Origin of the sequence: Streptomyces sp. NPDC050264 (genome assembly GCF_040655895.1) — a bacterium.
In the GTDB taxonomy this organism is placed as follows: domain Bacteria; phylum Actinomycetota; class Actinomycetes; order Streptomycetales; family Streptomycetaceae; genus Streptomyces.
Window position 1 is genome coordinate 138280 of the sequence record NZ_JBFAKV010000014.1, and the last position, 26799, is coordinate 165078.

At 71.9% G+C, this 26799-nt stretch carries 20 protein-coding genes and 1 pseudogene; 9 read left to right on the forward strand and 12 right to left on the reverse strand.

All coding sequences use genetic code 11. The features are described from left to right. The first annotated feature begins 134 nt into the window (after positions 1 to 134). Both AB0J02_RS25070 and AB0J02_RS25075 read left to right on the forward strand, forming a co-directional pair. The gene (locus tag AB0J02_RS25070; RefSeq protein ID WP_363195992.1) at positions 135 to 791 is read left to right on the forward strand and encodes a GNAT family N-acetyltransferase; all 657 of its coding nucleotides are present in this window, start codon (positions 135 to 137) and stop codon (positions 789 to 791) included. 56 nt (positions 792 to 847) lie between these two features. Next, positions 848 to 1840 (forward strand): annotated as a pseudogene (locus AB0J02_RS25075) (DUF3626 domain-containing protein); the annotation flags it as partial. Positions 1841 to 1868: 28 nt separating this feature from the next. Here the strand turns inward: AB0J02_RS25075 and AB0J02_RS25080 are convergent. Continuing rightward, positions 1869 to 2651, reverse strand: coding sequence for a rhomboid-like protein (locus tag AB0J02_RS25080; protein WP_363195993.1), 783 nt, complete (start codon positions 2649 to 2651; stop codon positions 1869 to 1871). A 322-nt stretch (positions 2652 to 2973) separates the two neighbouring features. On the opposite strand from AB0J02_RS25080, the gene AB0J02_RS25085 reads away from it, so the two are divergent. From AB0J02_RS25085 to AB0J02_RS25100, 4 genes are all read left to right on the forward strand, one after another. Further along, a complete protein-coding gene (locus tag AB0J02_RS25085; protein WP_363195994.1) occupies positions 2974 to 3660 on the forward strand; it encodes a spermidine synthase in 687 nt (228 codons plus the stop codon). A gap of 94 nt (positions 3661 to 3754) precedes the next feature. After that, the gene (locus AB0J02_RS25090; RefSeq protein WP_363195995.1) at positions 3755 to 4492 is read left to right on the forward strand and encodes a response regulator transcription factor; all 738 of its coding nucleotides are present in this window, start codon (positions 3755 to 3757) and stop codon (positions 4490 to 4492) included. Next, entirely contained in the window at positions 4489 to 5625 is a 1137-nt protein-coding gene (locus AB0J02_RS25095) for a HAMP domain-containing sensor histidine kinase (RefSeq protein WP_363195996.1), read from the forward strand. The genes AB0J02_RS25090 and AB0J02_RS25095 overlap by 4 nt, the downstream gene beginning before the upstream one ends. 240 nt (positions 5626 to 5865) lie before the next feature. Continuing rightward, a complete protein-coding gene (locus tag AB0J02_RS25100) occupies positions 5866 to 9660 on the forward strand; it encodes a multifunctional oxoglutarate decarboxylase/oxoglutarate dehydrogenase thiamine pyrophosphate-binding subunit/dihydrolipoyllysine-residue succinyltransferase subunit (protein ID WP_363195997.1) in 3795 nt (1264 codons plus the stop codon). A gap of 76 nt (positions 9661 to 9736) precedes the next feature. Here AB0J02_RS25100 and fxsT read toward each other — a convergent pair whose 3' ends face one another. The 7 genes from fxsT to AB0J02_RS25135 form a co-directional block, all read right to left on the reverse strand. Further along, the gene (fxsT, locus tag AB0J02_RS25105) at positions 9737 to 12697 is read right to left on the reverse strand and encodes an FxSxx-COOH system tetratricopeptide repeat protein (RefSeq protein ID WP_363195998.1); all 2961 of its coding nucleotides are present in this window, start codon (positions 12695 to 12697) and stop codon (positions 9737 to 9739) included. A gap of 147 nt (positions 12698 to 12844) precedes the next feature. Next, the gene (locus tag AB0J02_RS25110; RefSeq protein WP_363196063.1) at positions 12845 to 14047 is read right to left on the reverse strand and encodes an FxsB family cyclophane-forming radical SAM/SPASM peptide maturase; all 1203 of its coding nucleotides are present in this window, start codon (positions 14045 to 14047) and stop codon (positions 12845 to 12847) included. A 76-nt stretch (positions 14048 to 14123) separates the two neighbouring features. After that, positions 14124 to 14336 carry a YxD-tail cyclophane-containing RiPP peptide gene (locus AB0J02_RS25115; protein ID WP_363195999.1) on the reverse strand — a complete coding sequence of 71 codons (213 nt, stop codon included), beginning with the start codon at positions 14334 to 14336 and terminating at the stop codon, positions 14124 to 14126. Between the two features lie 67 nt (positions 14337 to 14403). Next, on the reverse strand, positions 14404 to 17673 hold the full coding sequence (locus tag AB0J02_RS25120; RefSeq protein ID WP_363196000.1) for an SAV_2336 N-terminal domain-related protein: 3270 nt from the start codon (positions 17671 to 17673) through the stop codon (positions 14404 to 14406). Positions 17674 to 17678: 5 nt separating this feature from the next. Next, positions 17679 to 18695, reverse strand: coding sequence for a MoxR family ATPase (locus AB0J02_RS25125; RefSeq protein ID WP_363196001.1), 1017 nt, complete (start codon positions 18693 to 18695; stop codon positions 17679 to 17681). 51 nt (positions 18696 to 18746) lie between these two features. Beyond that, positions 18747 to 20858 carry a trypsin-like peptidase domain-containing protein gene (locus tag AB0J02_RS25130; protein WP_363196002.1) on the reverse strand — a complete coding sequence of 704 codons (2112 nt, stop codon included), beginning with the start codon at positions 20856 to 20858 and terminating at the stop codon, positions 18747 to 18749. A 5-nt stretch (positions 20859 to 20863) separates the two neighbouring features. Further along, positions 20864 to 21262, reverse strand: a complete 399-nt coding sequence (locus AB0J02_RS25135; RefSeq protein ID WP_363196003.1) for a CU044_2847 family protein — start codon at positions 21260 to 21262, stop codon at positions 20864 to 20866. 167 nt (positions 21263 to 21429) lie between these two features. Between AB0J02_RS25135 and AB0J02_RS25140 the strand changes: the two genes are divergently transcribed. After that, a complete protein-coding gene (locus AB0J02_RS25140; RefSeq protein WP_363196004.1) occupies positions 21430 to 21615 on the forward strand; it encodes a DUF6104 family protein in 186 nt (61 codons plus the stop codon). A gap of 113 nt (positions 21616 to 21728) precedes the next feature. Here AB0J02_RS25140 and AB0J02_RS25145 read toward each other — a convergent pair whose 3' ends face one another. Beyond that, entirely contained in the window at positions 21729 to 22553 is an 825-nt protein-coding gene (locus tag AB0J02_RS25145) for a hypothetical protein (protein ID WP_363196005.1), read from the reverse strand. Between the two features lie 166 nt (positions 22554 to 22719). Between AB0J02_RS25145 and AB0J02_RS25150 the strand changes: the two genes are divergently transcribed. Together AB0J02_RS25150 and AB0J02_RS25155 are read left to right on the forward strand one after the other, a co-directional pair. Further along, positions 22720 to 23652, forward strand: coding sequence for a DUF4097 family beta strand repeat-containing protein (locus AB0J02_RS25150; protein ID WP_363196006.1), 933 nt, complete (start codon positions 22720 to 22722; stop codon positions 23650 to 23652). Between the two features lies 1 nt (position 23653). Further along, positions 23654 to 24700: a helix-turn-helix transcriptional regulator gene (locus AB0J02_RS25155; RefSeq protein ID WP_363196007.1), complete on the forward strand. Its 1047-nt coding sequence runs from the start codon at positions 23654 to 23656 to the stop codon at positions 24698 to 24700. Positions 24701 to 24825: 125 nt separating this feature from the next. Here AB0J02_RS25155 and AB0J02_RS25160 read toward each other — a convergent pair whose 3' ends face one another. From AB0J02_RS25160 to AB0J02_RS25170, 3 genes are all read right to left on the reverse strand, one after another. Next, on the reverse strand, positions 24826 to 25383 hold the full coding sequence (locus AB0J02_RS25160) for a Clp protease N-terminal domain-containing protein (RefSeq protein ID WP_363196064.1): 558 nt from the start codon (positions 25381 to 25383) through the stop codon (positions 24826 to 24828). Further along, entirely contained in the window at positions 25383 to 25592 is a 210-nt protein-coding gene (locus AB0J02_RS25165; protein ID WP_363196008.1) for a helix-turn-helix domain-containing protein, read from the reverse strand. Before AB0J02_RS25165 ends, AB0J02_RS25160 begins: the two co-directional genes overlap by 1 nt. A 107-nt stretch (positions 25593 to 25699) precedes the next feature. After that, on the reverse strand, positions 25700 to 26662 hold the full coding sequence (locus AB0J02_RS25170) for a zinc-binding dehydrogenase (RefSeq protein ID WP_363196009.1): 963 nt from the start codon (positions 26660 to 26662) through the stop codon (positions 25700 to 25702). Positions 26663 to 26799: the final 137 nt, after the last annotated feature.

Here is a 26799-nt window from a genome sequence, read left to right on the forward strand (position 1 = left end):
ACTCAATGCATGGGCGCCTCCGAATGTTCCCGGCCACGCGTTCGCTCTCAGCGATCACGTCTGTCGCCCCCGGAATCGAGCCGCGTAAGGTGCGCTTGCCGGTCAGGACCATTACGAGCTTGGGGAGTGCGCGCATGGCGGGGGACGATCTCGTACGGGACTGGGTCGACGGCTGGGTCGTGTCGCGCGGGGCCACTTCCCCGCTCGCCGAGCCCTGGGGATACACGATCCACGTGGGCCTGCCGGAACAGCCCGGCCGTCATGTGCTGGGCGCCACCAACGACGGCGTGCGCGAGGAAGACGTCCGTAAGGTCGCCGAGTCGACACGCGCCCGCGCCTTCCACCTCAAGGTCTTCGCCGATCCGGAGCGGGTGCTGCCGTGGCTGGGGCCCGAGTGGCAGCCGTACGGCTCGGGCGACTTCCTGATGGCGACCGAGCTGACGCCCGCCGCCGCACCGCAGGCCCCCGCGGGCTACCGGCTGCACACCTGGAGCCGAGGAGGCGTCACCCGGGTGCTGCTCACCGACGCGGACGGCTCGTTCGCCGCGCGCGGCCAGACCGCCCCGACCGGCGCGAGCGCGGTCGTCGACCAGATCGAGACGTCCGGGCTCCACCGCCGCAAGGGCCTCGGCAGGGTGGTCATGGGCACGCTGCAGGAGGCGGCCCGCGCCCAGGGAGCCACCCGCGCCGTCCTCGCCTGCACCCCCGAGGGACGCCTCCTGTACGAGGCGGTGGGCTGGCGGATCGTGGCACCGCTGACGAACGCGAAGCACCTGGGCACGGCGGCCTGAGCGAGCGCCCCGGAATTCCTTTGCCGGTGACGCCCGGACCGCCCGATACTGCGGCGATGACCGCCCCCGCGCTCCCGCTGACCGGCGCCCAGCAAGCCGCCCTGCGGCACCTGCGCGCGGCGGGACGCGCGGCCCGAGGCCGCGCACTCGACCGGCTCGCGGCGCACGGCGTCACCCCCGCACTGGCCGCCGCCCTCATCGGGGACCTGTGCACCCACGCGCGCGTGACCCTCAATTTCCACCCGGACCGGCTGCTCCCCGACGGGCGCACCACGGTCGCCGAGCGGCTCGCCGCCGACGGCCGGTACCGCGGCCAGTACGAGACGGGCCTCTCCAACGGCAGCCGCAGCGCACACCCGGGCGGCCTGCGCGACAGCTGGGAAAAGCGGCTGTTCGGCGGGGCGTACACGGGCGCCGCCGCCGTGGAGCGGCCCAAGTACGGCGCGCTGAACGTGATGCGTCACGCGGACGGGGCCGCACCCCGCTTCGGGTCCTGCCATGTGCGGCTGCGGGCGAAGGTGAGCGCGCGGGCCACCTTCTGTTTCGGGGACAGCCATGTCGGGCCCGCCGACGTGGGCACCGCCGACACGTTCCACCCCGTACTGGCCGCGCTGGTGGCGGACGCCGAGGAGAGCGGGCAGTCGCTCGGCGTCGCGGGCGCCGACCCGGTGGCGGTGATCCGCGGCCTGCCGCGCCCGACGGCACCCGCGCGAGCGGGCCGGTCCCTCGACTTCTACGTGGAGGCGCAGGTGCACGGCGACGTGGACCTGGCCGGGGACGCGGAGGCGCTCGTCCTCGACCCGTCGTTCCGCGGCACCCGCGCCGGCGGCCTCCTCATCGGCCTCGGGCTGCCCGTGGAGTGGCACGGCGGGTACGTGCTGCACCCCGGCGGCCGGGACGCCGACCTGGCGGACTTCCGCGGGCCCGCGCTGCCCGCGGTCGCGGCGCGTGTGCGCGCGGAGTTCACGGGCGACGGCGGCGTGGACGCGGCCGCCGTCGGGCGGGCCGCCGCGGACGCGGTCAGGTCACCGGAGGGCTGGGCGGCGTACGGGACGAGGGACGAGGTCGCGCAGTACCTCAAGCAGTTGTGGCACTGCGTCGTGCGCTTCGGGACGAGCGCTCGGGGGCGCCGGACCGACCGGACAGCAGGAGGTGACGGCGCCGGAGCAGCGGCCAGCTCGCCACACCTATGGCCAGGGCCAGCAGGTGTCCCCAGCTCGTCATCGGGTCGGTGAACGCGATCAGGTCCTCGACGAGCATCGCCGCGAACCCGCCGAGCACCAGCCGGCGCGGCCACCGCGTGAGCAGCCCGGCCAGCGCCCCGACGCTCGCGGCGACGCCGAAGCTGATGCCGTAGTCGAGGCGGTGCAGCGAGGTGTCGGGGAGGTGGCCGACCATCACCGACAGACCCACGGGGACCTCGGTCGCCAGGGTCGCCAGTACATGGCCGAGCAGGAAGACACCGGCCGTGCGCAGTCCGCCTGCGCGCCGTTCCAGAGCGGTCAGCACGACGACGAACGCGATCCCGAACGGGGAGGTGATGCCGCCCGCGATCCACAGCGCGCTGGCCCCGAGCACGAGCACCGGCGACTGGGCCAGATGGGTTACATCGGTGCTGGATGCACGGAGTGCGGCGGAGACCGTGTGCGGGTCGGCGAACTCCATGAACAGCGAGGTGCCGATGAGGACGAGGGCGTACGTGAAGGTGAAGGGGGTGCCGGTCGGTGTGGGCAGCAGCCGCCGGAGCCGCGGGCGCCGGGACGGCTCGTTCTCGCGGACCGGGGGCCGGGGCTGCGGCGGAATGCCGTTCAGCGGGCGCCGTGCCCCGGGAGCGGGTGCCATCTCGATGGCGGTCGTCACGCCTGGTTCCACGTGAGGCACCCCTTTCAGATCCTTTGAACGGATCCACACCGATAGATCCCGGTCCAGACTTCGCCTCATCAGGCACCACTGTCCACGACAGGCGCCATATGAGACCCGAATCACAGCAACCTCACAGATGCCGATGGCGTCCGCAACGGGCAGGCGGGCACGCACAGTAGCCACATGCCCGCATGTGGTCACGGAGCGCGGCATCGACCGCACCGGTCCCTCCGCATATTTCCCGGAACGTCCCCGTTCCGGATCGTCCACGTCCCGGAACATCCCCTGCGCGAGACCTCGGTCCGAGAACAATGACCGCATGCCCGACAGCTTCCTCACCGAACCGCCCACCGTCCTCGACCGCCGCACCGGCCCCTACGGCGAAGTCGTCCTGCGCCGCCACGGCGACCTGCTGCAGATCATCGCCAACGGCACGTTCCTGATGGACACCTCCGACGGGCGCTCCGAACGGCTGCTCATCGACGCGGCACTGGCCGAACTCCCCACCGCGCGGGCCGAACCGAGCCTGCTCATCGGCGGACTCGGCGTCGGCTTCTCCCTGGCCCATGCCGCGGCCGACCCCCGCTGGGGCCGCATCACCGTCGTGGAGCGTGAACCGGCCATCGTCGACTGGCACTTGAGAGGTCAGCTGCGGCCCCTGTCCGCCGCGGCCGTCGCCGACGAACGGACGGAGATCCTCGAGGCCGACCTCGTCCGCCACCTGCGCGAAACGTCGGTCACGTACGACGCCCTCTGCCTCGACATCGACAACGGCCCCGACTGGACCGTCACCGAGGACAACGAAAGCCTCTACTCCCCCGTCGGACTTGGCACGTGTCACGCCCGTCTGAATCCCGGCGGTGTCCTGGCCGTCTGGTCCGCACAGCCCTCCGCAAATTTCGAAGGAACCTTGCGGAATGCCGGATTCCGGGCGGTCCGCACCGAAGAGATCCCCGTTGTCCGAGGCGTACCCGACGTGGTGCACCTCGCAGTACGGGGCGCGTAGCCGACCGGCGGTAACTCCCCGTACGCTGACGTCCGAAACCCAGATCATTCAAGCGTCAAGCGCGTCAGGACGGCGCGCATTCAGGGGCGGGGCGATGGAGCAGACACACACCTCCCACAACGGCAGCACGGCGACCCCGGGCGCCCAGCGCCGGGTTCTGGTCGTCGAGGACGACCCCACGATCGTGGACGCCATCGCCGCCCGGCTACGGGCCGAGGGATTCCTCGTGCAAACCGCACAGGACGGTCCGGCGGCGGTCGACACAGCCGAGGCATGGCAGCCCGACCTGCTGATTCTCGACATCATGCTGCCCGGATTCGACGGCCTGGAAGTCTGCCGTCGCGTACAGGCGCAGCGACCGGTGCCGGTCATGATGCTGACCGCACGCGACGACGAGACGGACATGCTCGTCGGGCTCGGCGTCGGGGCCGACGACTACATGACCAAGCCGTTCTCCATGCGGGAACTGGCGGCGCGGGTGCACGTACTCCTGCGCAGGGTCGAACGGGCGGCGCTCGCCGCGGCGACTCCGCGAAGCGGCATCCTCCGCCTCGGCGAACTGGAGATCGACCACGCGCAGCGCCGGGTGCGGGTCCGGAGCGAGGACGTCCATCTCACTCCGACCGAGTTCGACCTCCTGGTGTGCCTGGCGAACACCCCCCGCGCCGTCCTCTCCCGCGAGCAGCTGCTCGCCGAGGTGTGGGACTGGGCGGACGCCTCGGGCACCCGCACCGTCGACAGCCACATCAAGGCGCTGCGCCGGAAGATCGGCGCGGAGCGCATCCGCACCGTGCACGGGGTGGGATACGCGCTGGAGACGCCCAACCCATGAGCACCGGGGACCGGGCACCGTACGGCCGCCCCCACAGGCCGCATCCCCTCAACCCGCACTGGGCCACGGGCGGCCTGCGCCCCTTCTCGATCAAGGCGAAGCTCGGCACGCTCGTCGTCGTCTCCGTCTTCATCACCACGGGCCTGCTCATGGTGGCGATGTACACGGCGACCGAGCTGCGCTTCATCACCGTGTTCTCGATCATCGCGACGCTGCTGATCACGCAGTTCGTGGCGCACAGCCTCACCGCGCCGCTCGACGAGATGAGCACGGTGGCCCGCTCCATCTCCAACGGCGACTACACCCGCCGGGTCCGGGGCGCGGACCGCCGTGACGAACTCGGCGACCTCGCGGTCACGATCAACCGCATGGCCGACGAGCTGGCGGCCCAGGACCAGCAGCGCAAAGAGCTGGTCGCGAACGTCTCGCACGAGCTGCGCACCCCGATCGCCGGTCTGCGCGCGGTCCTGGAGAACGTGGTCGACGGCGTCATGTCGGCCGACCCCGAGACGATGCGCACCGCGCTGAAACAGACGGAGCGGCTCGGCCGGCTCGTCGAGACCCTCCTCGACCTGTCCCGTCTCGACAACGGCGTGGTGCCGCTCAAGGCCCGCCGCTTCGAGGTCTGGCCGTATCTGTCGGGCGTGCTCAAGGAAGCGAACATGGCGGTGTCCCAGCGCGCGGGCATCGCCTCCGGCTCCGGCACCCATACGCGTACCGACGTCCATCTCCACCTCGACGTCTCCCCGCCGGAGCTGACGGCGCACGCCGACCCGGAGCGCATCCACCAGGTAGTGGCGAATCTCATCGACAACGCGGTGAAGCACTCGCCGCCGCACGGCCGCGTGACCGTGCAGGCACGACGCGGCCCCTACCCCGAGTCCCTGGAGCTGGAGGTGCTCGACGAGGGCCCCGGCATCCCGCAGTCGGAGTGGCACCGGGTGTTCGAGCGTTTCAACCGGGGCGACGCGGGACACACGGCCAACGGCAAGGGCGACGGCGGTACGGGCCTCGGCCTCGCCATCGCGCGCTGGGCCGTCGACCTGCACGGTGGCCGGATAGGCGTGGCCGAATCCGACCGCGGCTGCCGCATCAAGGTCACTCTTCCGGGAGAGCCGCGAACGCAAAGTTGACGTAGGGTTTCGGTCAGGCGGAGGTCAAGCCGTGCCCGGGCGTACCCGAAGACGCCGGGCGCGTGTCCGAACGTACCGAAACCCCGGTTGTTTCCCGCCAATTCCCGTCCCGAAACTTGCCTTCCAGTGTGACTTACGCGACGGATCACCGGCCCGGTCTGCACGTGCCGCTGATGGAGGCGTAGCCTTTATTCCCGCTGTCCATCACCTTGTGAGAAGCGGAAGAGGGCGGTTACCGCCGTGTCGCCACAGTCCCCCAGTAACTCGAGTATCTCGACCGAGACCGACCAAGCCGGGCAGGGGAAAAACCCTGCCGCCGCCTTCGGTCCCAACGAGTGGCTCGTCGACGAGATCTATCAGCAGTACCTCCAGGACCCGAATTCGGTTGACCGAGCCTGGTGGGACTTCTTCGCCGACTACAAGCCAGGTGCCGCAGCCGCGGGGGCTGCGCCGACCGCGGCGCCGGCCCAGAAGCCCGCGGCCCCGGCCCAGCCGGCCCCCGCCGCGCAGGCACCGGCCGCCCCCGCGCCGGCCCCGGCCAAGCCCGCTGCCGCGGCTCCCGCACCGGCGCCCGCGCAGCCTGCGCAGTCGGCGCCTGCCGCCGCGAAGCCCGCCCCCGCCACCCCCGCTCCGAAGAAGGCTGAACCAGTGACGACCGAGGCCCCCGCCGGCCCCGAGTTCGTGACGCTGCGCGGTCCCGCCGCCGCCGTCGCGAAGAACATGAACGCCTCCGTCGAGGTCCCCACGGCCACGTCCGTGCGTGCGGTCCCGGTGAAGCTGCTGTTCGACAACCGCATCGTCATCAACAACCACCTCAAGCGCGCCCGCGGCGGGAAGATCTCCTTCACGCACCTCATCGGGTACGCCATGGTGCAGGCCATCAAGGCCATGCCGTCGATGAACCACTCCTTCGTGCAGAAGGACGGCAAGCCGACGCTGGTCAAGCCGGAGCACATCAACTTCGGCCTCGCCATCGACCTGGTGAAGCCCAACGGCGACCGTCAGCTGGTCGTCGCGGGCATCAAGAAGGCCGAGACGCTGAACTTCTTCGAGTTCTGGCAGGCCTACGAGGACATCGTCCGCCGGGCCCGCGACGGCAAGCTCGGCATGGACGACTTCACCGGTGTCACGGTCTCGCTGACCAACCCCGGCGGCCTCGGCACCGTCCACTCGGTCCCGCGCCTGATGCCCGGCCAGTCGGTCATCATGGGCGTCGGCTCGATGGACTACCCGGCGGAGTTCCAGGGCACCTCCCAGGACACGCTGAACAAGCTCGGCATCTCGAAGGTCATGACGCTCACGTCGACCTACGACCACCGGGTCATCCAGGGCGCCGCCTCCGGCGAGTTCCTGCGCATCGTCGCCAACCTCCTCCTCGGTGAGGGCGAGTTCTACGACGAGATCTTCAAGGCCCTGCGCATCCCCTACGAGCCGGTCCGCTGGCTCAAGGACATCGACGCCTCGCACGACGACGACGTCACCAAGGCCGCGCGGGTCTTCGAGCTGATCCACTCCTACCGGGTCCGCGGCCACGTCATGGCCGACACCGACCCGCTGGAGTACAAGCAGCGCAAGCACCCCGACCTGGACATCACCGAGCACGGCCTCACCCTCTGGGACCTGGAGCGCGAGTTCGCCGTCGGCGGCTTCGCCGGCAAGTCGATGATGAAGCTGCGCGACATCCTCGGTGTGCTGCGCGACTCGTACTGCCGCACCACCGGCGTCGAGTTCATGCACATCCAGGACCCCAAGCAGCGCAAGTGGATCCAGGACCGCATCGAGCGCTCGCACTCCAAGCCGGAGCGCGAGGAGCAGCTGCGCATCCTGCGCCGCCTGAACTCGGCCGAGGCGTTCGAGACCTTCCTGCAGACGAAGTACGTCGGCCAGAAGCGCTTCTCCCTGGAGGGCGGCGAGTCCGTCATCCCGCTGCTCGACGCGGTCATCGACTCCGCCGCCGAGGCCCGCCTCGACGAGGTCGTCATCGGCATGGCCCACCGTGGCCGCCTGAACGTGCTGGCCAACATCGTCGGCAAGTCGTACGCGCAGATCTTCCGCGAGTTCGAGGGCAACCTCGACCCGAAGTCGATGCACGGCTCCGGCGACGTGAAGTACCACCTGGGCGCCCAGGGCACCTTCACCGGCCTGGACGGCGAGCAGATCAACGTCTCGCTGGCCGCCAACCCGTCCCACCTGGAGACGGTCGACCCGGTCATCGAGGGCATCGTCCGCGCCAAGCAGGACATCATCAACAAGGGCGGCACGGACTTCACGGTCCTGCCCGTCGCCCTGCACGGCGACGCGGCCTTCGCGGGCCAGGGAGTGGTCGCCGAGACGCTCAACATGTCGCAGCTGCGCGGCTACCGCACGGGCGGCACGGTCCACATCGTCATCAACAACCAGGTCGGCTTCACCGCCGCCCCGGAGTCCTCGCGCTCCTCCATGTACGCCACCGACGTGGCCCGCATGATCGAGGCGCCGATCTTCCACGTGAACGGCGACGACCCCGAGGCCGTCGTCCGCGTTGCCCGCCTGGCCTTCGAGTTCCGCCAGGCGTTCAACAAGGACGTCGTCATCGACCTCATCTGCTACCGCCGCCGCGGTCACAACGAGTCGGACAACCCGGCGTTCACACAGCCGCTGATGTACGACCTGATCGACAAGAAGCGCTCGGTGCGCAAGCTCTACACCGAGTCCCTCATCGGTCGCGGCGACATCACCCTGGAAGAGGCCGAGCAGGCGCTGCAGGACTTCCAGGGCCAGCTGGAGAAGGTCTTCACCGAGGTCCGCGAAGCCGTCTCGGCCCCGGCCGAGGCCCAGCTCCCGGACCCGCAGGCCGAGTTCCCGGTGGCCGTGCAGACGGCGATCACCCAGGAGACCGTCAAGCGGATCGCCGAGTCCCAGGTCAACATCCCCGACAACGTCACGGTGCACCCGCGCCTGCTGCCGCAGCTGCAGCGCCGCGCCGCGATGATCGAGGACGGGACCATCGACTGGGGCATGGGCGAGACGCTCGCCGTCGGCTCCCTCCTCCTGGAGGGCACCCCGGTCCGCCTCTCCGGCCAGGACTCGCGCCGCGGCACCTTCGGCCAGCGCCACGCGGTCCTCATCGACCGGGAGACCGGCGAGGACTACACCCCGCTGCTCTACCTCTCGCCCGAGCAGGCCCGCTACAACGTCTACGACTCGCTGCTCTCCGAGTACGCGGTCATGGGCTTCGAGTACGGCTACTCGCTGGCGCGTCCCGAGTCGCTCGTGCTCTGGGAAGCGCAGTTCGGCGACTTCGTCAACGGCGCGCAGACGGTCGTCGACGAGTACATCTCGGCCGCCGAGCAGAAGTGGGGCCAGACGTCCGGCGTCACCCTGCTCCTCCCGCACGGCTACGAGGGCCAGGGCCCGGACCACTCCTCCGCCCGCATCGAGCGGTTCCTCCAGCTCTGCGCACAGAACAACATGACGGTGGCCATGCCCACCCTCCCGTCGAACTACTTCCACCTCCTGCGGTGGCAGGTGCACAACCCGCACCACAAGCCGCTGGTGGTCTTCACCCCGAAGTCGATGCTGCGCCTCAAGGCCGCCGCGTCGAAGGTGGAGGAGTTCACGACGGGCGGCTTCCGTCCCGTCATCGGCGACGACTCGGTGGACGCCAAGGCGGTCCGCAAGGTCGTCTTCGTCGCGGGCAAGCTGTACTACGACCTCGAGGCCGAGCGGAAGAAGAGCGGCGTCACCGACACCGCGATCATCCGCGTCGAGCGCCTGTACCCGCTGCCGGGTACCGAGCTCCAGGCCGAGATCGCCAAGTACCCGAACGCCGAGAAGTACCTGTGGGCACAGGAGGAGCCGGCGAACCAGGGTGCCTGGCCGTTCATCGCGCTCAACCTGATCGACCATCTGGACCTCGCGGTCGGCGCCGACATCCCCGGCGCGGAGCGCCTGCGGCGCATCTCGCGCCCGCACGGCTCCTCCCCGGCGGTCGGCTCCGCCAAGCGGCACCAGGCGGAGCAGGAACAGCTGGTGCGTGAGGTGTTCGAGGCGTAATTCGCCTTAGCGGTACGGAAGTTGGGCCCGGCACCCCCTCGGGATGCCGGGCCCTTCCGTGTCTCTGCCCGCGTGACTACACCGGCTGCGGCTCGAAGTCCCAGTAGGGGCGGAAGCGGCGGCGGATGCCGACCGTGTGCGGGTGCTGGTCGCCGAGGGTCTCGGCCAGGCCGCGGATGACTTCCTGCTCCTTCTCGCCCGCTTCCTTGCCGCGGCGCAGCAGACGCAGATCCGTGGCGTACGCGGCCCCCGCGGAGAGCGTCAGAGGGTGGAGCGCGCCGAGCACGTCCGCGGCCGCCTCGGCGGTGGCGAGACTGAGCTCCGCCGCGCCCTCCACGTCGCCCGCCAGGGCCCGGGCGCCCGAGGTGTTGAGGGAGCAGCCGAGGGTCCAGGGGTGCCGAGCGCCCACCGCCGCACTCATCCGGGACAGAGCCCGCTCCGACATGTGCAGCGACTCGTCACGGTCACCGAACTCGGCCTCCGCCAGGGCGAGGTTGCCGAGGACTCCGGCGGAAAAGGGGTGCCCGTCGCCGAGCAGCGACGCGTACCCGGCCGCGGCGCTCGCAGCCAGCTCCTTCGCCCGGCCGGTGTCTCCGTGGGAGCGCTGCAGGGTCGCGTAGTCGGCGAGCACCGCGAGGGTGTCGGGGTGACCGGGGCCGTGGACCTGCTCGGACCGGGTGAGCACCGTACGCATCAGGGATTCGGCCTGCTGGTACTCGCCGGAACGGCGCAGGCACAGCGCGAGACTGTGCTCGGCACGCAGGGTCTGCGGGTGGTAGAGGTCCATGATCTGGCGCTGGACCCGCACGTTCTGCTCCTGGCGCGACAGCGCCTCCGCGTAGCGGCCGAGCGAGCGCAGCCGGGTGGCGCAAGCGGTCCCGCTCTCCAGGGTCACGGGATGGCGGAGCTTGAGGACGCGTTCACGGGCCTGCAGCACGTCGAGTTCGATGGCCAGGGACTGTTCGTAGTGGCCCAACTGGGCCAGTGCGGCGGCGTAGTTGTGGTGGCCGCCCAGGGTGCGTGGGTGCTGCTCGCCCAGCAGGCCGCGGTACGCCTCCCACACCTCCTTGAAAAGGTCCCTGGCCTCGTCGTAGACCGCGAGGGCCAACAGGGATCCGCCCAGGCCCTGCTTGGCCAGCAGGAGATCGTTGCTGTCCGGGGCGTGCACCTGCAGCAGGGCCACGGAGTTGCGGCCGGCGGCCTCTGCCTCGCGGTAGCGGCCGACCCGGCGCAGCATGATCGCGTGGTAGTAGTCGAGCCGGAGCAGGTTGCGGTCGGTCGGTTCGAGGCGCTGCTGCCAGCGCGGCAGCACCTTCTGGATCAGTTCGAGTCCGGCCGACTGCTCACCGCGTACACGCAGGTATTCGATGCAGTCGAGGACGAGCCCCTGCACGTCCGGGTCGGCGCTGTCGAACACCCCGGCGTAGTCGAGATGCGGAATGAGCTGGGCGTAGCGGGCCCACAACCGTGTGTCGTTGGGGTTGCGGGGAGAGCCGCTGACCAGGACTCGGCAGGCCGCGGCGGCGGCGGCCTCGCGCTCGGCCTCGGGCATGCCCGAGCGCAGATAGCTGTGGTAGAGGTGGTGCATCTGCACGCTCTCGACGCCTTGGTCGAGAGCGGTGTCCGCGGCCGGGTAGTCCATGCGCATCACCGCGGTCGCCTCGTTGAGACGGCGCAGGTTGGTGTGCCAGCCGATCGGATCGGCGGTGAGTGCCTCCAGGTGCGCCGGCAGGTCGCCGGGGCGGGCGGACTGGATGAGGCCGACGGGGATCGCGTCGGGTGAGAAGAAGCCGAAGACCTTGAGGAGTTCGGCGGCGTCCGGATGCCGTTCGCGCAGCATGTTCTGCGTGAGCGACCAGCTCGTCCAGACGCTCTTCTTGTAGTCGTCGTCGATGATGCTCAGCCCGAACTCGTTGGGCCGGCCGCTGCGGATGCGCTCGATGTACGTCTCGACGGGCATGGTCTCGTTGATGGCGAGCCAGGCGGCGGTCTGGTTCACCAGGAGCGGCAGGTCCTGCACGGCCGCGGCGAGCGCGTCCGCCTGGACGGGGGTGAGCCGGGGCGCACGGCGGGAGACGAAGGCGACGCTCTCGCGCCGGGTGAAGGGCTGGACCTCGATCTCCTGGGTCCGGCTGAAAGCGGCCCAGTCCCGGGTGAGGGTCGTGATCAGTACGTGGCCGGGCCCGTCGGGCAGCAGGGCCTCGATGCCCTCGACGCTGTCGGCGCCGTCGAAGATCAGCAGCCAGTTCCGGTAGGGGCGGCCACCGCGCAGCGTGCCCTGGACGGCGCGGATGCGGTCACCGGTCTCGCGGCCCGCGGGCAGATCGAGCCGGATCGCGAGTTCGGCGAGCTGCTCGCGCGCGGTACCCGGGTAACCGGAGTTGACCTGCCAGACGATGTCGTACTCGTTGCGGAAGCGGTACGCGTACTCGCGGGCGATCTGGGTCTTGCCGACACCGGAGATGCCGCGCAGCACGCAACGCTCGCCCTCGCCGCTGTCCGCGAAGACGGAATGGATCTTCTCCAAAAGCGCGTCACGACCGGTGAACCGCTCGTTGCGCGGCGGCACGTTCCACTGCGCCTGGTCATCGTTGGGGAAGCGGGGGCCACCGTTTTCGTCATCGACGTGGCGCGACCGCTCCACTCCGAGCCTGCGCAGCAGCCGGCGCCGGGCCTCCCGCGCGTCCAGACCGAGCAGGTCGACCGGGACGAGAGCGGCCGCGGTGGCGGGCAACGCACCCGAGGCGACGTTGACCGCGGCGAATCGCTCGGAGCGGGCCGGGACAACCTCGCGCAGGGCGTCCGCCCACTCCGACATCGGCCGTGGACCGAGACCGAAGTACCAGTCGTCGAGGACCAGCAGTACGCGACCGGGTGCATCGAGAAGGCCGGTCAGGGCCTCGACGAGGGAGGTCTCCACCGCCGGGTCCCAGCGCAGCATCGAGGTGCTGATCCCCTGCTGCTCCAGCTGGTGCGAGATCCATGCCGCCCAGGGACGGCTGGAGCCCGCGTGACTGATGGTGATGTGCTCGGCCATGCGACCGTCTCCCTGTCCTACGAGGTCGTACGAGCTGTCCTGTAAGCGGTGTGAACGAGAAGGAACGTCAGTTTGTGGCACGGTAGTTCATGGTCGGTCGGGAGACCTGACGAAGCGTCGGGCGACCGGTAAATTCAGCCGGGAAGGCTAGGTCGAGGTGCCCATCTCGGCACGCACCCGGCCCGCTATGTGGCGTATCAGTCGGGCCATGTCGGCGCAGTACACCGTGGGGTGCCGGAAGCCGCTGTGCGCGCTGTAGCGGTGGGCGTAGTTGCCTCCGCCACAGACCGCTGTCAGGGGGCAGGCCCGGCAGCCGGCCCCCAGGGCATCACGGCCCAGATGGCGGGCGGCGATGCCGGGGTGCTCGAGCGCTTGGTCGAAGCTGTTGCGGCGCACGTCGAGCCCGGTGGCGGGGGCGCCCTCGTATGCGGTCTTCAGCGAGTCGACCTGCTCGATGGCGCCATCGGTGTCGACGACGACCGTGGCGACCGGGGAGAGTCCGACGGCCTCGGTGACGCTGGGACGGCCGAGCAACAGCGTGATGATCTCGGAGAACAGCCGGATCCGTACCGGCGGCTCACCGCGCCGCGTCCACCACAGGTCGAAGGCCTCGGCGAGCCAGTCCCCATACGGGGTGGGGCGATCGTGCGGCAGTCGCACGGCTGTGGGGTCGGCGGGGGCGATACCGGGCGGCGGGGTGCTCCAATTGGCGTGCGGGAGCAGCAGGTCGAGGGCGGGCGGACGTAGCGCGAACAGCGAACTCGCGACTTCCGTCGGGTCGTTGACAAGGTCAATGGTGCACAGGATGCCCGCATACGTGTCGGGGTGACGGCTCAACAGGCTGGCCGCCCGGGCCACGGCCGGCCAGGCCGGGCGGCCCGCGTGATCGGCACGCTGCAGGTTGTGCCGGGGACTTCCGCCGTCGAGGCTCAGCCCGATCCGGACGCCCGCGGCGGCGAGCTCGGCCACGGCGCCCGGTGTCAGCAAAGTGCCGTTGGTCTGCAGGCCGAAGTCGACGGCGCAGTCGGCCGGCACCGATTCCCGTACCAGGGCGACGTAGCGCAGCAGGGGGGCCGTGCCTCCGAGCAGCGGTTCCCCACCGTGCAGGTCGATGCGTACGGAGGTGAGCCGGTGGGTGCGGACGTGCTCGGCGACCCTGGCGGCAGTGTGCCGCATCGTGACGTCGGCGACCCGCGTAGGGCGCTCCCGCCACGTGCTGTCCGCGCCCTCGTAGATGTAGCAGTACGAGCAGGCGAGGTTGCAGCGGCTGTGCACTTTGAGCACGAACTGCCGGAACGGCACAGGCCGCACACCTGACCGGCGCAGACCCGGCACGTCCAGGTCACGCAGCGGCCAGCTGGCGAGAGAACTCGATGCCCCCGGCGCCGTGCTGTCGAGACTCACGCCACTCCCCCCGTCGCGTGGGTTATGCGTAGTCGGACGTGTCGTCGTACATGGCCACCGTCGGGCCGTCGTCGAACATGGCCACGGTCCGGTCCGCCGCGCGCGGCCGCTCCAGGAGCCCTTCGATCACCGCCCCGAGCACCGGGTGATCACTCCGGTCCCGCAGCTCCGCCAGATCGAGCCCGGAGAAGTCGGGCAACGATTCACTGCGCGCGCTCGCGGCCGGGGTCTGCACATCGCCTCCTCGTGACAATCAGCTACCCGGGCATGCCCCCGTCCCCCGGCCCGGAAACACGTGCGAGTCACTCCGTGCCTTCGAGCCGCCGGATTCGGTCATCCGTGCGCCGCGTCTCGCCGGGGTCGGCCGCAGGCGTCCGCACCCACCGTTCGCGGGCCGCGCGGTACATCTCCAGGGCGCGGGCGGGGCCCGCCAGATACTCCAGAACCTCGCCACGTCCATGCAGCGCACGCGCAGCGGTCCGCGGATCCCGCGCCTCGTCGGCCTCCCGGGCGGCTCGCCCGAACGCCTCGTCGGAGCGGACCCACTCCTCGCGCTCAAGAGTGCGCTGGGCCAACATGCGGTGCAGCATGCCCAGTTCAAGGCAGGCGGCGGCCCGCGGAGCGGCGCCTTCGGTGTCCCTCAGTGCCTGCTCCAGCGTCCAGCACGCCTCGTACAGGTCGGCGATCATGGACTCGGAGTGGTAGCGCCTGCGCAGCGCACCGGCGAGGAGCAGGCGGCGGTCGACCGCGGAGGGATGGCTCGGCGCGGTGTCGGCCACCGCCTCCCGCAGGCTGTGGACGGCCTCGGAGACGGTGTTCGTGTCGTCGGCCCCGCCCGGGTCGCGCTGCGACTCCAGCAGCATCTGCCCATAGGAGACGAGGAGTTCAGCTCGTTGTGGATCGCCCGGTCGTAACAGACTCAGTGCCCGCTTCATCTCCGCCTCGGCCGTCTCGAGTTCGTGCGCTTCGTCCGTAGCTCGGTACCGTGCCCATCGGAATGCGGCAAGTCTGCCGCGGGCCTCGGCCTCCACCTCGGCGTCGCCCTCGGCCCGGGCCGCCTCCGCGGCCCGCTTCAAGGTTTCCCCCTCCTCCACTGAACCGAACAGGCCCCCGCTCAGCGCGTGCGCCTCCGCAAGATCCAAAAGCGCACGCCCGGGTGGTACGCCGCTACCGCTCGCGCCCCCTTTCTGCTGTACCCCTGACGCGAGGGCCGAAGCGGCCCGCAGTGCCAGTTCTCGTTGTTCGCGAGTGGCACCGGGCGCGAGTTCGGCGCGCCGGAGCAGGGCCCGGCCCAGCGTGTACCAGAGGTCGGCGGGCGGCGCCGCTCCGGGCCAGTGCCGGGTCAGCCGGTCCAGCTGGGCGATGGTGCGTTCGAGGGGGGCGAGGTCGCCGGTGGGCGAGTGGTCCAGGCGACGGTTGACGACGGCGGTGTGCAGCACGGCGCATTCGAGCAGCGTGTCGGGGGTCAACCCGGGCTGCTCCATGGCGAGTTCGAGGTGGGCCAGCGCCTCACCGATGAGCAGTTCGCCGCGTTCCCGTTCCTCGGCGGCTTCCGGGGGACGGCGCCGGGCCGCCGTGGCGATCCGGTCCTCGCCGAGCGCCCGCAGCACCTTCGCCAGCGTCAGCCGGGCGGCGCCGAGCGCCTCGGGGTCGGGCGCGGGTTGCCGCGCGAGGGCGTCGGCCTCGCGCCGTGCCACGTCCGCCGCCTCCGCGAGCTGCCGTGGGTCCCGCCACTCCTGCCAGGCGTGCAGCAGCGCCCGTGCGTACAGCCGGCTCCCGTCGGGGTGACCCGCTGCCTTCCGCGTCCGCAGCAGGCGCAGCGCCTCCAGGAGGTCGTCGGCGCCACCACCGGACTCGTAACGGCGCAGCCGCTTCTCCGCCGCGCGCAGCGGATGGCCTGGGCGCCGGGGTGTACCGGGCAGTTCGGCGAGGCTGCGTTCGAAGTGCCGCAGCACCAGGTCCGACACCGTGGCGAAGGGTTCGGGGACGCTGCCGGTGCCGCCCGCGGGGCGGCGGCCGGTGCCCTCCAGGTACGCGACGACGGCTGCCGGGTAATTGCGGGCGCCGCGGCCGAAGGTGCGCTCGATGTACAGGGCGCAGTGCTTGAGGACGAGTGCGGCCTCTCCGGCGCTGAGCCGCTGCAGCAACAGCGCCCGCACCTTCGGCTTGAAGTCGAACCAGGGGCCCGTGCGGCTCTCCTGCTCCTGGCCGGGGCCTGCGCCGGTGCCGGAGGGCCGTTCGGTGACGAGTCCGCCGAGCAGGACCTCTGACAGTTCACCGGGGCCGCTGCCGGGCTGCATCGTGCGCTGGATCAGCCGCATCACGGGCAGGGCGAGCGGCGCGGCCGACAGTTGGACGGCGAGGTCGCGGGCGGTGGGCGACGCGGTCTCGTCGAATTCCACGAGCAGCCGCTCGACGTCGTCGTCGGCATCCAGTTTCCGCGCGGACGGCGCCGGCCGGGAGAGGTCCAGTGGTGCCGCCGCGGCGCGCAGCCTGAGCCCGCCGTCCGCCGACACCAGGCGCGCCCAGGTGCTGAGCGCGGCGGGTGTGGGCATCAGGACGGGTACGTACGGGCCGGGCTGCGGCGGACCCGACGCGGCCCCCCGGGCGAGACTTCTGAACTCCAGCTCCCGGTACAGCCCCTGACGACGCGTCAGCGTGCCTGCCATGGCGGGCAGCGCGGTTCGCTGCCAAAAGCGGCGCGGCAGGGGCTGCAGCACGGCGAGCGGGGCGGTCGCCGCCCAGCCCCGCAGCAGCCGCTGGAACGTGCCGTCGCGCCACAGCGGCCCGGTGCAGTCGCTGAGCAGCAGGTGCACTCGCTGCCCTGAAGGGTCCGACACCTCCTGCGCGGGACGCAGCACGTGCCCGAGTCCCGGCTGCGCGGTGACACCGAGGCCGCCCCCCAGGGGGTGCAGGTACTGCACGACGACGTCGCGGAACGCCCCGACCTGGACGCAGGCGCGCCGAAGTTCCTCCAGGAGGCCGTCCCACACCGCCATGGACGGGGCGCCGTCCATCAGCAGCACCAGATCCGCGGTGCGGCGGCGCACGGGCCGCCGCACCGGGCTCAACAGACCTGTGGTGGCGGTGAGTTCGGCCGTGGCGGTCTCATCGAGCTCGCTGAGCGCCGCCGGCCCCGGGGGCCGGTACGCCCGCAGGGACCGCAACGAGCGGCTCAGCGCGGGGAGCGGGGGAAGCCCGGGGAGCACGGCCACGCCCGGTGCCGGTACCGACGGGGAGGAGGACGCGGGCGCTTCGGGCGCGGCCCGCGAGGTGCCGCCGGCGTCGGCCGGTGCCGCGCGCGGCTCCGTCGGATGAGGCGCTCCGGGATTGGCCGGATCCGATCGGCGCGTACCGGGATCGTGGCGTGGATCCGGGGGTTCGGTGGCCGGCCCGCCCTCTGCCGCCGCGGCCCCGGGGCGGTTCCGCTCCCCGCTGTCGGGGCGGGTCCAGCGGGCCAGCCAGAGGGCGTCCGCGAGTTCCCGGCTGTCGAGGGGGGTGCCTTCCTCGTCGAGAGTGCGGATGAGGCGGGCGAGGGGGTCGGGGGCCTCTTGTCCGGGTTGTCCGGGCACCGCCCTCACCGGGTCCGGTCGAGCGGATGCATCAGTTCAGCGGACAGCCGGGCGCGGGCCGCGCTGTCCTGGTCCCAGCCCGTCTGCCGCACCAGGTGGATGGCGTTGAGGAGTTGGTCCACCGCGAGGACATCGCCGGGGTCGCGGTCGAGGAACTGCTCGATGAGTGTGGCGTGTTCGCGGTCGGCGCCCTCACCGAAGTGGGCTCGCACCATCCCGGCGAGCCGCTCGGCGTCCGGCGGCGTCATCTCCAGCTGGATGCAGCGCCTGCGCAGCGGGGCCGGGAAGTCCCGCTCACCGTTGCTGGTCAGCACGATGAAGGGGAAGGCGCGGCAGCGTATCCGGCCGTGGTGCACGGTCACCTTGGCGCCGTCGTCGGTCAGCACCTCGACGTCGGGGGCGACGTCGGCGATCCGCTCCAGCTCGGGGACGGTGAACTCCCCTTCCTCCAGTACGTTCAGGAGGTCGTTCGGCAGGTCGATGTCGCTCTTGTCCAGCTCGTCCACGAGTAGCACGCGCGGCCGGTCGTACGCCAGCAGGGCCGTGCCGAGCGGGCCGAGCCGGATGTACCGCCCGATGTCGGCGATGCCCGCGGCGGTGTCCTCGCCGAGTGCGGTACGGATCTGGAGGTCCTGGAGCCGTCCGATGGCGTCGTACTGGTAGAGGCCGTCGCGCAGGGTACTGCGGCTGACGACGGGCCAGGAAAGGACGCGGCCCAGCTTCAGTTCGTACGCGACGGAGTGCGCGATGGTGGACTTGCCACTGCCCGGCTGGCCCGTCACCAACAGCGGCCTGCGCAAGTACAGGGCCGCGTTGACCAGTTCGCGTTCCTCCGCGCCCGGCCGGTGCATCTGGGCCTGCCGGCTGCGCACACCGAGCCTGCGCACGGAGGCACTGTCCAGTTCGCCGGGCGGGGGCAGCGCGGGCGCACCGTCGAAATCCCGCCAGGGGGGTGGTGGAGGCAGTCGCTGGATCTCGTCGTGCGGGGCTCCGGCGCCCCGGTAGATCAGCCACTCGCTCATGTCGGCCCCCTCCGCGACAGGCTGCCACGAAAATACCGGGGGCGCGGCCCCTCACGGCTGTTTCCGGTCGGGCCGGGCGCCGGGCGGTTCGAGGGGTCTGCCCGCCGCCTGTGGGAGGGGATGGTCCGGGCTGTCGTAGAAGAGGACCACCCCTCGCACCCACGCGTCGGTCTGCTCACTGCGCAGCCGCCACAGTCGGCCCGGCAGGGTGCGTACGGCGTCGCCGCCCCTGTCCAGAAGCCCCTCGACGCCGTCGTGGAACGCGGTGCAGCGGGTGCCGCAGCCGTCCGCGATCCGGTGCCCGTCCGCCCGCCAGAGGGCAACCGGATAGCCCAGACCCACGGCCCGCTGGACCGCGTCGTGGCCGGGCCCCTCCGCCACCTGCTGGCACAGCACCGGGACGGATCCGTGGGGCGCCCGCAGCAGGTCGGGGCGGCGCAGCGGTGCCGGTGCGGCGGCTGAGCGCAACGGCAGCAGACGCGGCGCCCCGACCAGACCGCGCCACCGCTCCTGCCACCGCTCGGTGAGCGCCGCCGCGCTGTCCCGGTCCAGCGCCTGGCCGCGCCGCTCGATATCGCGCAGCACCACGGGCCGGTCGATCCCCATCGGGCTCCGCGGGGAGCTGGGCCTGGGGTCCTCCCGGATCTCCCAATCGGCGACGGTGGCGGCGAACTCGACTCCGGGCAGTGCCACTTCGAGCGGCACCGGATCCTCGACGGGCCGGGCCGCGTCGGCCGCGGCCAGCACTTCGGCGAGCGCGTCGAGCGCCTCCCCCCTGGCCCGCTCGAAGGGGCGGCCCTCGACGGGCGGCGGCACGGCCAGCTCCCAGCGCCCGTCGTCGTACCCCTTGAAGAGCGACCAGGTGTACTGGCGGGTCTCCACCTCGCCCTCGTCGAGGTAGGCGGGCGGCGGCGCGTGGTCGAACTCGAGCAGGACGGCCCGGGGCCGGGGCCGCAGGCTGCCGAGCCCGGCCCGCTCCTTGGCGCCGAGCGCCTGCCCGCGTTGCATGACGGCTTCGTACAGCTCCCGCGCCGCGCCCGCCGCCTCGGGTCCGCCCGCGTGGGCGGTGATCCAGCCGGCCACCAGGGAGAGATAGCGCAGATGGACGGCGAGGTCGTCGCGGCCGCCGAAGCCGTGCAGCATGCCGTGGCCGTCGCGCCAGCTGACGGGCGCGACCGTGTGGCCGAGCGAGCGGCCCAGAGCGTCCCTGGCCAGCTGCCGTACGACAGCGGGCGCCGCCGGGCCCGGCACGCCCGCCAGCCGGTGCAGCGCGTCGAGACGGTCGAGCACGTCCCAGGTGCCGCGCCGCCGGGGCAGTTCGCGCTGTACGTCGATCCAGGTGGGTTCGCCGTCACTGTGCTCCGGGTGCTGGCGCCGCCAGTGCCAGGCGTCGTGCTGCCGCATCAGCTCGTGGTACGGCTCGTCGCCGAGGTCGGGGGCACCCTCCAGATGAGCCTCGGGCGTCAGCCCGCGCAGCGCGCTGACCGCGACCGCGAGCCCCGAACCACCCTCCCGGAAACGAGCCTTGACGACCCCGACGACCTCGCCGCGCTCCAGGTCGACGAGCGGGCCGCCGGAGGTGCCGGGCCGCATGTCGACACTGAGCCCGAACTTGATGCGGGTGCTCTTCGTACTGCCGTGGCCGCACGTGAGCCGTTCGGCGTCGCAGGGCCCGCCGTCGCGCGCCGCGGGCGCGAACCGGCCGATGATGCCGCCCCCGTCGTCGCGCGCGAACTCGCCCGGCGGCCGGTCGGTGAGCCATACGCAGCGCTCGCGCTCCACCGGTTCGAGCAAGGCGATCAGGGCGAGGTCGGGAACGATGCCCTCGACGGCGGACGCGAACGTCTCCCGGTCACCGGCACCACCGCTCCTCGGCACGGACCGGCGCGGCATCGGCATGCAGTACGCGAGCCGTCCGGGCAGCACCCGGCCGTCCACGTACAGGCCCACGTCGGCCTGCCCGTCCCCGGCGCCCGGCCGGCGTCGCCCGCTCCCGTCGACCAGTACGTGCGCGCAGGTGAGCACCCAGCCCGGCGCCACGAAGAATCCGCTGCCCCACAGGCCCCGGGAGGCCGGGGCCGCGCCCTCGTCCGTGCCCGGCGTGGATCCGATGCCGACGGTCGCGTCCTCGGCGAGGTGCCACAGGGGCTCCCGCTCCGGCATCGTCGTCAGCTCCCGGACCGGTCGTCACCTTCCTGTCGGGCGCCGCCGGGTTCCGCGCGCCGCCGGGCGTGCTGCCAGGTCAGGGTGATGGAGAGATTCGCCTTGGCCTCGCCGTCGGCGAGGACGGCCACGGCCCGCCCGGGCTTGGCGCTGACCTCGATGCCGAAGGTCACCGCCGTCTCGTCCGGCGCGGCCGCGGCGGTGGCCGCGCGCACCGACCGGGCGACGCCCTCCACCGTCTCTCTCAAACCCTCGACTCTGGTGGTCACGCGCTCCCAGACACCGACGTCCTCGTACAGATCGCCGTACTCGTCGGTGCCGTCACCGGGACCGTCGAGCCGCGAGGCCCTGACCCACACCTCGGTGCCGTCCGGCAGCTGTATCGGCCGTATCCCGTCCCCCATGCCGCGCTCCCCCGTCCCTGCGGCGCACCAACGCACGTACGCCCCATAGGCATTGATGAATCACCAGGCTAGCTCGCCCGGGCCCGGGGGGCGAGGGCCTCCGGGGCTCTCCTGCCCTGGTCCTATCCTGGGTGGGAAAGCGCGACCACAAGCCCCCGGAGCACCCCATGTACTTCACCGACCGCGGCATCGAAGAGCTGGCGAAGCGGCGCGGCGAGGAAGAAGTCACCTTCGAGTGGCTCGCCGAGCAGCTCCGGACGTTCGTCGATCTGAACCCGGACTTCGAGGTGCCGGTGGAGCGCCTGGCCACGTGGCTGGCGCGGCTCGACGACGAGGACGAGGACGACGAGTAGTCCCTGCCTGCAGTCCTACCTGTAGCCGTCTTACCTGTAGCCGTCCTGCCTGTAGCCGTCCTGCCTGTAGTCCCTGTCTGTAGTCCCTGCCTGCGGCGATCGTCCCGCGGGGTTCAGTCGCGGGCCGCGCGGATCCTGTCGTACGCGAGTCCGAGCGCCCCGTGTGCGAGCAGCAGGGCGCCGGCCGTCAGCCAGCCACCGCTGCGCCGCCGCAGGCCGTGGAAGGTGAGCGGCACCCCGGCAGCGAGCTGGGCGGCGGCGAGACAGCGCCCTTTGGGGCCGCGCATCCAGGGGCCGATGCCGGTGTTCTCCACCACGTCGAGTTCGGCATGGACGGCGTCCCGCCAGCCCGACCACTCGATCGTCTCCGCGTCCGCCTGGACCCGGGCCGCCTCGCGCAGCCGGTCGGCCGGTTCGCCGGGGGTCAGGCCCGCGGGGAGTTCGAGGCCGGTGCGGGTGAGGACGGCGAGCAGACCGAGCATCCGGGCGCGGGCGTCGGCCGCGGTGTCGGGCCTGGCCAGCGCGGAGAGGGACTGCACGTCGAGCACGGGGTCGAGGCCGAGGCGGGCCGCGAAGGTGCGCAGGGCCTCGTCCTCGCCGACCGGGGTGCCGTTCGCGAGCCAGACGTAACCGACGGGCCGGCGGAAGCCCGAGGCGAGCGTGAATCCGCTGCGGTCGGCGTCCCACCACAGGGCGAGCACGGGCCAGGGCGCGCCGACGGCCAGCGCGCCGGCCCAGCCGCCGAGCACCCGGTCGACGGGTTCACCGCCGCTGCCCTTCGTGGCCAGCCACGGCTTGCTCTCCGGTACGAGGACGCTCCACTCGTGCCCGGCTCCGACGAGCAGCATCCGTTGGCGCAGCAGTTGGGCGGCGGGGCCGACGGTGGCGGGTTCGGCGCGACAGAGCAGCAGCGCACCGGCGGGTTCGAGGGACGACATGGCCCCACGCTAGGGCAATTAGCCCGAATTAGCCCACAAATAGGCGCTTTGCGCTGCTCGGTGCCGCCGGGGGAGGATCGCGACAGTCTTGACTTCCCGGATCCGCGATATATCGTGTTTAGCACAGGACGCGATATGGCGCGTTCACTCCGGAGGAGGTCGCACCATGCCCGAGTGGTCCGTCGCGGAGCCGCAGAAGCTCGCCTTCGACGAGCCGGTGACGGCCCTGCACGTACGCATCGTCAACGGAACGGTGAACGTGGTGGGCACCGACGAAGGTTCCGCCCGCCTGGAGGTCTCGCGCATAGAGGGGCCGCCGCTGCGGGTCACGCAGGACGACGGCACGCTGACCGTCGCCTACGAGGACCTGCCCTGGAAGGGTTTCCTCAAGTGGCTCGACCGCAAGGGCTGGCACCGCAGCGCGGTCGTCTCGCTCGCGGTGCCGAGCGGCACCCGGGTCGAGGTCGGCGTGGTCGGCGCGGGCGCCGTCGTCTCCGGTGTCGAGGGGCCGACAGAGGTGAAGGGCGTCACCGGGGACACGACCCTCGTCGGCGTCACGGGCCCGGTGCGCACGAGCACGGTCTCCGGCAGCGTCGAGGCGCAGGCGGTCACCGGCGACCTGAGGTTCAGTTCGGTCTCGGGCGATCTGACCGTCGTCGAGGGCTCGGGCTCCTTCGTGAAGGCGGACACCGTCAGCGGCTCGATGATCGTGGACCTGGACCCGGCGGGGCCCACGGACGTGAGCCTGACGAGCGTCTCCGGCGAGATCGCCATCCGCATCCCGCACCCGGCGGACACGGAGGTCGAGGCGAACACGGCGAGCGGCGCGGTGTCGAACGCCTTCGACGGACTGCGGGTCTCCGGCCAGTGGGGCGCGCACAAGATCGCGGGCCGGCTCGGCGCCGGTACCGGCGCACTGAAGGCGACCACGGTCTCCGGCTCGATCGCCCTGCTCCGCAGGCCGCCGGGCGAGGACGACGGCCCGCTCGACGCGCCACCGCCGACGGTTGCGACGCCGGACGGCCCCGGGCCGTCCACCCCCTCCGATGGCCCCGCCGACGCTCCCGCCGACGTTCCCGCCGACAAGAAGGTGCTCTGACATGCCTCCCGTCTTCGCCCATGGCCGTCTGCGCCTCTACCTCCTCAAGCTGCTCGACGAGGCACCGCGCCACGGCTACGAAGTGATCCGCCTCCTGGAGGAGCGCTTCCAGGGGCTGTACGCACCCTCGGCGGGCACCGTCTACCCGCGCCTGGCCAAGCTGGAGACGGAGGGCCTCGTCACCCACACGACCGAGGGCGGCCGGAAGGTGTACGCGATCACCGACGCGGGCCGGGCCGAACTGGCGGATCGCAGCGGCGAGTTGGCCGACCTGGAGCTGGAGATCCGCGAGTCGGTGGCCGAGCTGGCCGCCGAGATCCGGGACGACGTGCGCGGGGCGGCGGGCGATCTGCGCCGCGAGGTGCGCGCGGCCACGTCCCAGGCCCGCGGCGCCCGCACCGGCCCGGGGCCGGACCTGGGCGACCTCCGGGACTTCACCGACAAGGAGTCCTGGCGCACCGCCAAGGAGGAGCTGCGCCGCGCCAAGCAGGAGTGGAAGGAGCAGGCGCGGCGCGCGAAGGACGAGAGCCGGCGTGCCCGCGAGGAGGCCCAGCGGGCGCGCCGCCAGGCCAAGGAGACCCAGGACAAGGTGCGCGAGCAGGCGCAGGACGAGTTGCAGCGGATGGCCAAGCGCGTCCAGGACCAGGTGCAGGACCACTTCGCTCGGGGCGACTGGCCGACCGGCATGCGCGAGGGGCTGTCCGAACTGGCCAAGGAGTTCGGCGAGTTCGGCAAGTCGTTCGGCAAGGACTTCGTCGCCGGCCCGGCCAAGGGACCCGCGGACACCGCCCGCAAGGACCCCGCGGAGCCCGCGTACCGCCCCGCGTCGGACGCGGTACCCGCCGAGTACGTCCCGGCCTGGGCGGCGGAGGACTCCACCGGCGACCCGGCCCGCGACCTGGACCGCCTGCTGGACCGGTTCCGCGACGACATCCGGGACACGGCCCGCGACCACGGCGTCACCGACGACCAGCTCCGCACGACCCGCCACCACTTGTCGGAGGCGGCCGCACACATCGCGGCGACGCTTCGAGCCCCGAAGGGGTGAGCCGCGCAGGCCTTACGGGGTCCACCACGGGTCCGCGCCCAAGCCCAGGGCCGGGCCCCACTCAGCCAGGTTCCGCCAACCCCGGTCCCCACTCGGCCAGACCCCGGGGCCCCGGACCCGCCCCCTCAACCGGCAGCCGCCCGACCGCCCCCATAAAGCACCCGCTCCACCGCCGGCACGGTCACCCCGTGTCCGGCGAGGGTTTCGGAGGCGATGCCCGGGCGGGAGGCGAGGGCGAGGAGGAGGTGTTCGTCGCCGATCGCGCGATCGTGGTGGGCGAGGGCCATGCGCAGGGAGGATTCCAGGACTCCTTTGGCCTCCTTGGCGAAGGGCCGACGCCCGCCGAGCCGCCGCCCGCCGCTCAGCGCGCCGACGCCATGGGCCTCTTCGACCCGGGCGACGATCTCGTCCACGTCGATGCCGAGCCCCGCGAGGGCCTCGGTGTCCGCCTGGGTCAGGCCCGCCCGGCGGCGCGCGGCGAGCAGGGCTTCGCCGACCGACGCCCGTTTCCCCTCGGCGTCGATGCCGAGCGCGCCCAGGGCGAAGGAGCCGCGGGTGCCGCGGGCGTCGAGGACCGCGAGGAGCAGATGGCCCTCATCGATCCGCGGGGCGCGTTCGTGCTCCGCGTAGGTGACGGCGCCCTTGACCACGTCCCGGGCGCCCTTGGTGAACCGCTCGAACATCATCGCCTCCCGTACTTCTTGTGCACGGCCTGTCGGCTGACTCCCAGCTCGGCCGCGATCTCCTGCCACGACCAGCCTTGATTGCGCGCGCTGCGCACCTGTACCGCTTCCAGTTGCTCGAGCAGTCGCCGCAGCGCGGCGACCGACCGCAGTCCGACGCGCGGGTCGCGGGCGCCCGCCTGCTCGGCGAGATCTGTTGCCTCGGTCATGGTGTCAATGTAGGTTGACGGGACGGGTACGTCAACCGCAGTTGACAGGACGGGCGCGAAAAAGGGGCGCCAAGGCGCCCCTCCGCCCGTCACGTCACGTCACGTCCTCAGACGGTCAGTACGACCTTCCCGAACAGCTCGCCGCCGGCCATCTTCTGGAACCCCTCACGGGCCCGGTCCAGCGGCAGCACCTCGTCGATGACGGGCCGCACACCGGTCGCGGCGCAGAAGGACAGCAGATCCTCCAGCTCGTCCTTGGTCCCCATGGTGGAGCCGACGACCTTCAGCTCCAGGAAGAAGATGCGGTTCAGCTCGGCGGACTTCGGGCTGGGCCCGCTGGTCGCGCCCGAGATCACCAGGGTGCCGCCCGGCTTCAGGGACTTGACCGAGTGCGACCACGTGGCCGCGCCCACCGTCTCGATCACCGCGTCCACCCGCTGCGACAGCCGCGCCCCCGACTCCACGGCCTCGACGGCCCCCAGCTCCAGGGCCCGCTTGCGCTTGGCCTCGTCACGGCTGGTGGCGAAGACGCGCAGCCCGGCGGCCTTGCCGAGCACGATCGCGGCCGTGGCGACACCGCCGCCCGCACCCTGTACGAGCACCGAGTCACCCGGCCGCACACCGGCGTTGGTGAAGAGCATCCGGTACGCGGTCAGCCACGCGGTCGGCAGGCACGCGGCCTCCTCGAAGGAGAGTTCCTTCGGCTTGGGCAGCACGTTCCACTCGGGCACGGTGACCTGCTCGGCGAACGTGCCCTGGTACTTCTCGGTGAGGATGGAGCGGCCTTCGCGTGGCCCGACCCCGTAACCGCTCTGTCCGATGACGGAGTGCAGCACGACCTCGTTGCCCTCGCTGTCGATGCCGGCGGCGTCGCAGCCGAGGATCATCGGCAGCGCCTCCTCGCCGAGCCCGACCCCGCGCAGGGACCACAGGTCGTGGTGGTTGAGGGAAGCGGCCCTGACGTTCACGGTGGTCCAGCCGGGCCGGTTCTCGGGGGCGGGCCGCTCCCCCAACTCCAGTCCGTTCAGCGGCTGGTCACGGTCGATGCGGGCTGCGTAGGCGGCGAACATGGCCTTGACGATAGGCGCCGGACAGTAGCCGGGGAACCACCTCCGCCTGTGACACACATCCCGTGGCGGAGGACGGGGAAAAGACCCCGCGGAGAGCAAGGAAAAGGCCCCGCGCAAGGCGGGGCCTTTTCCTGAGA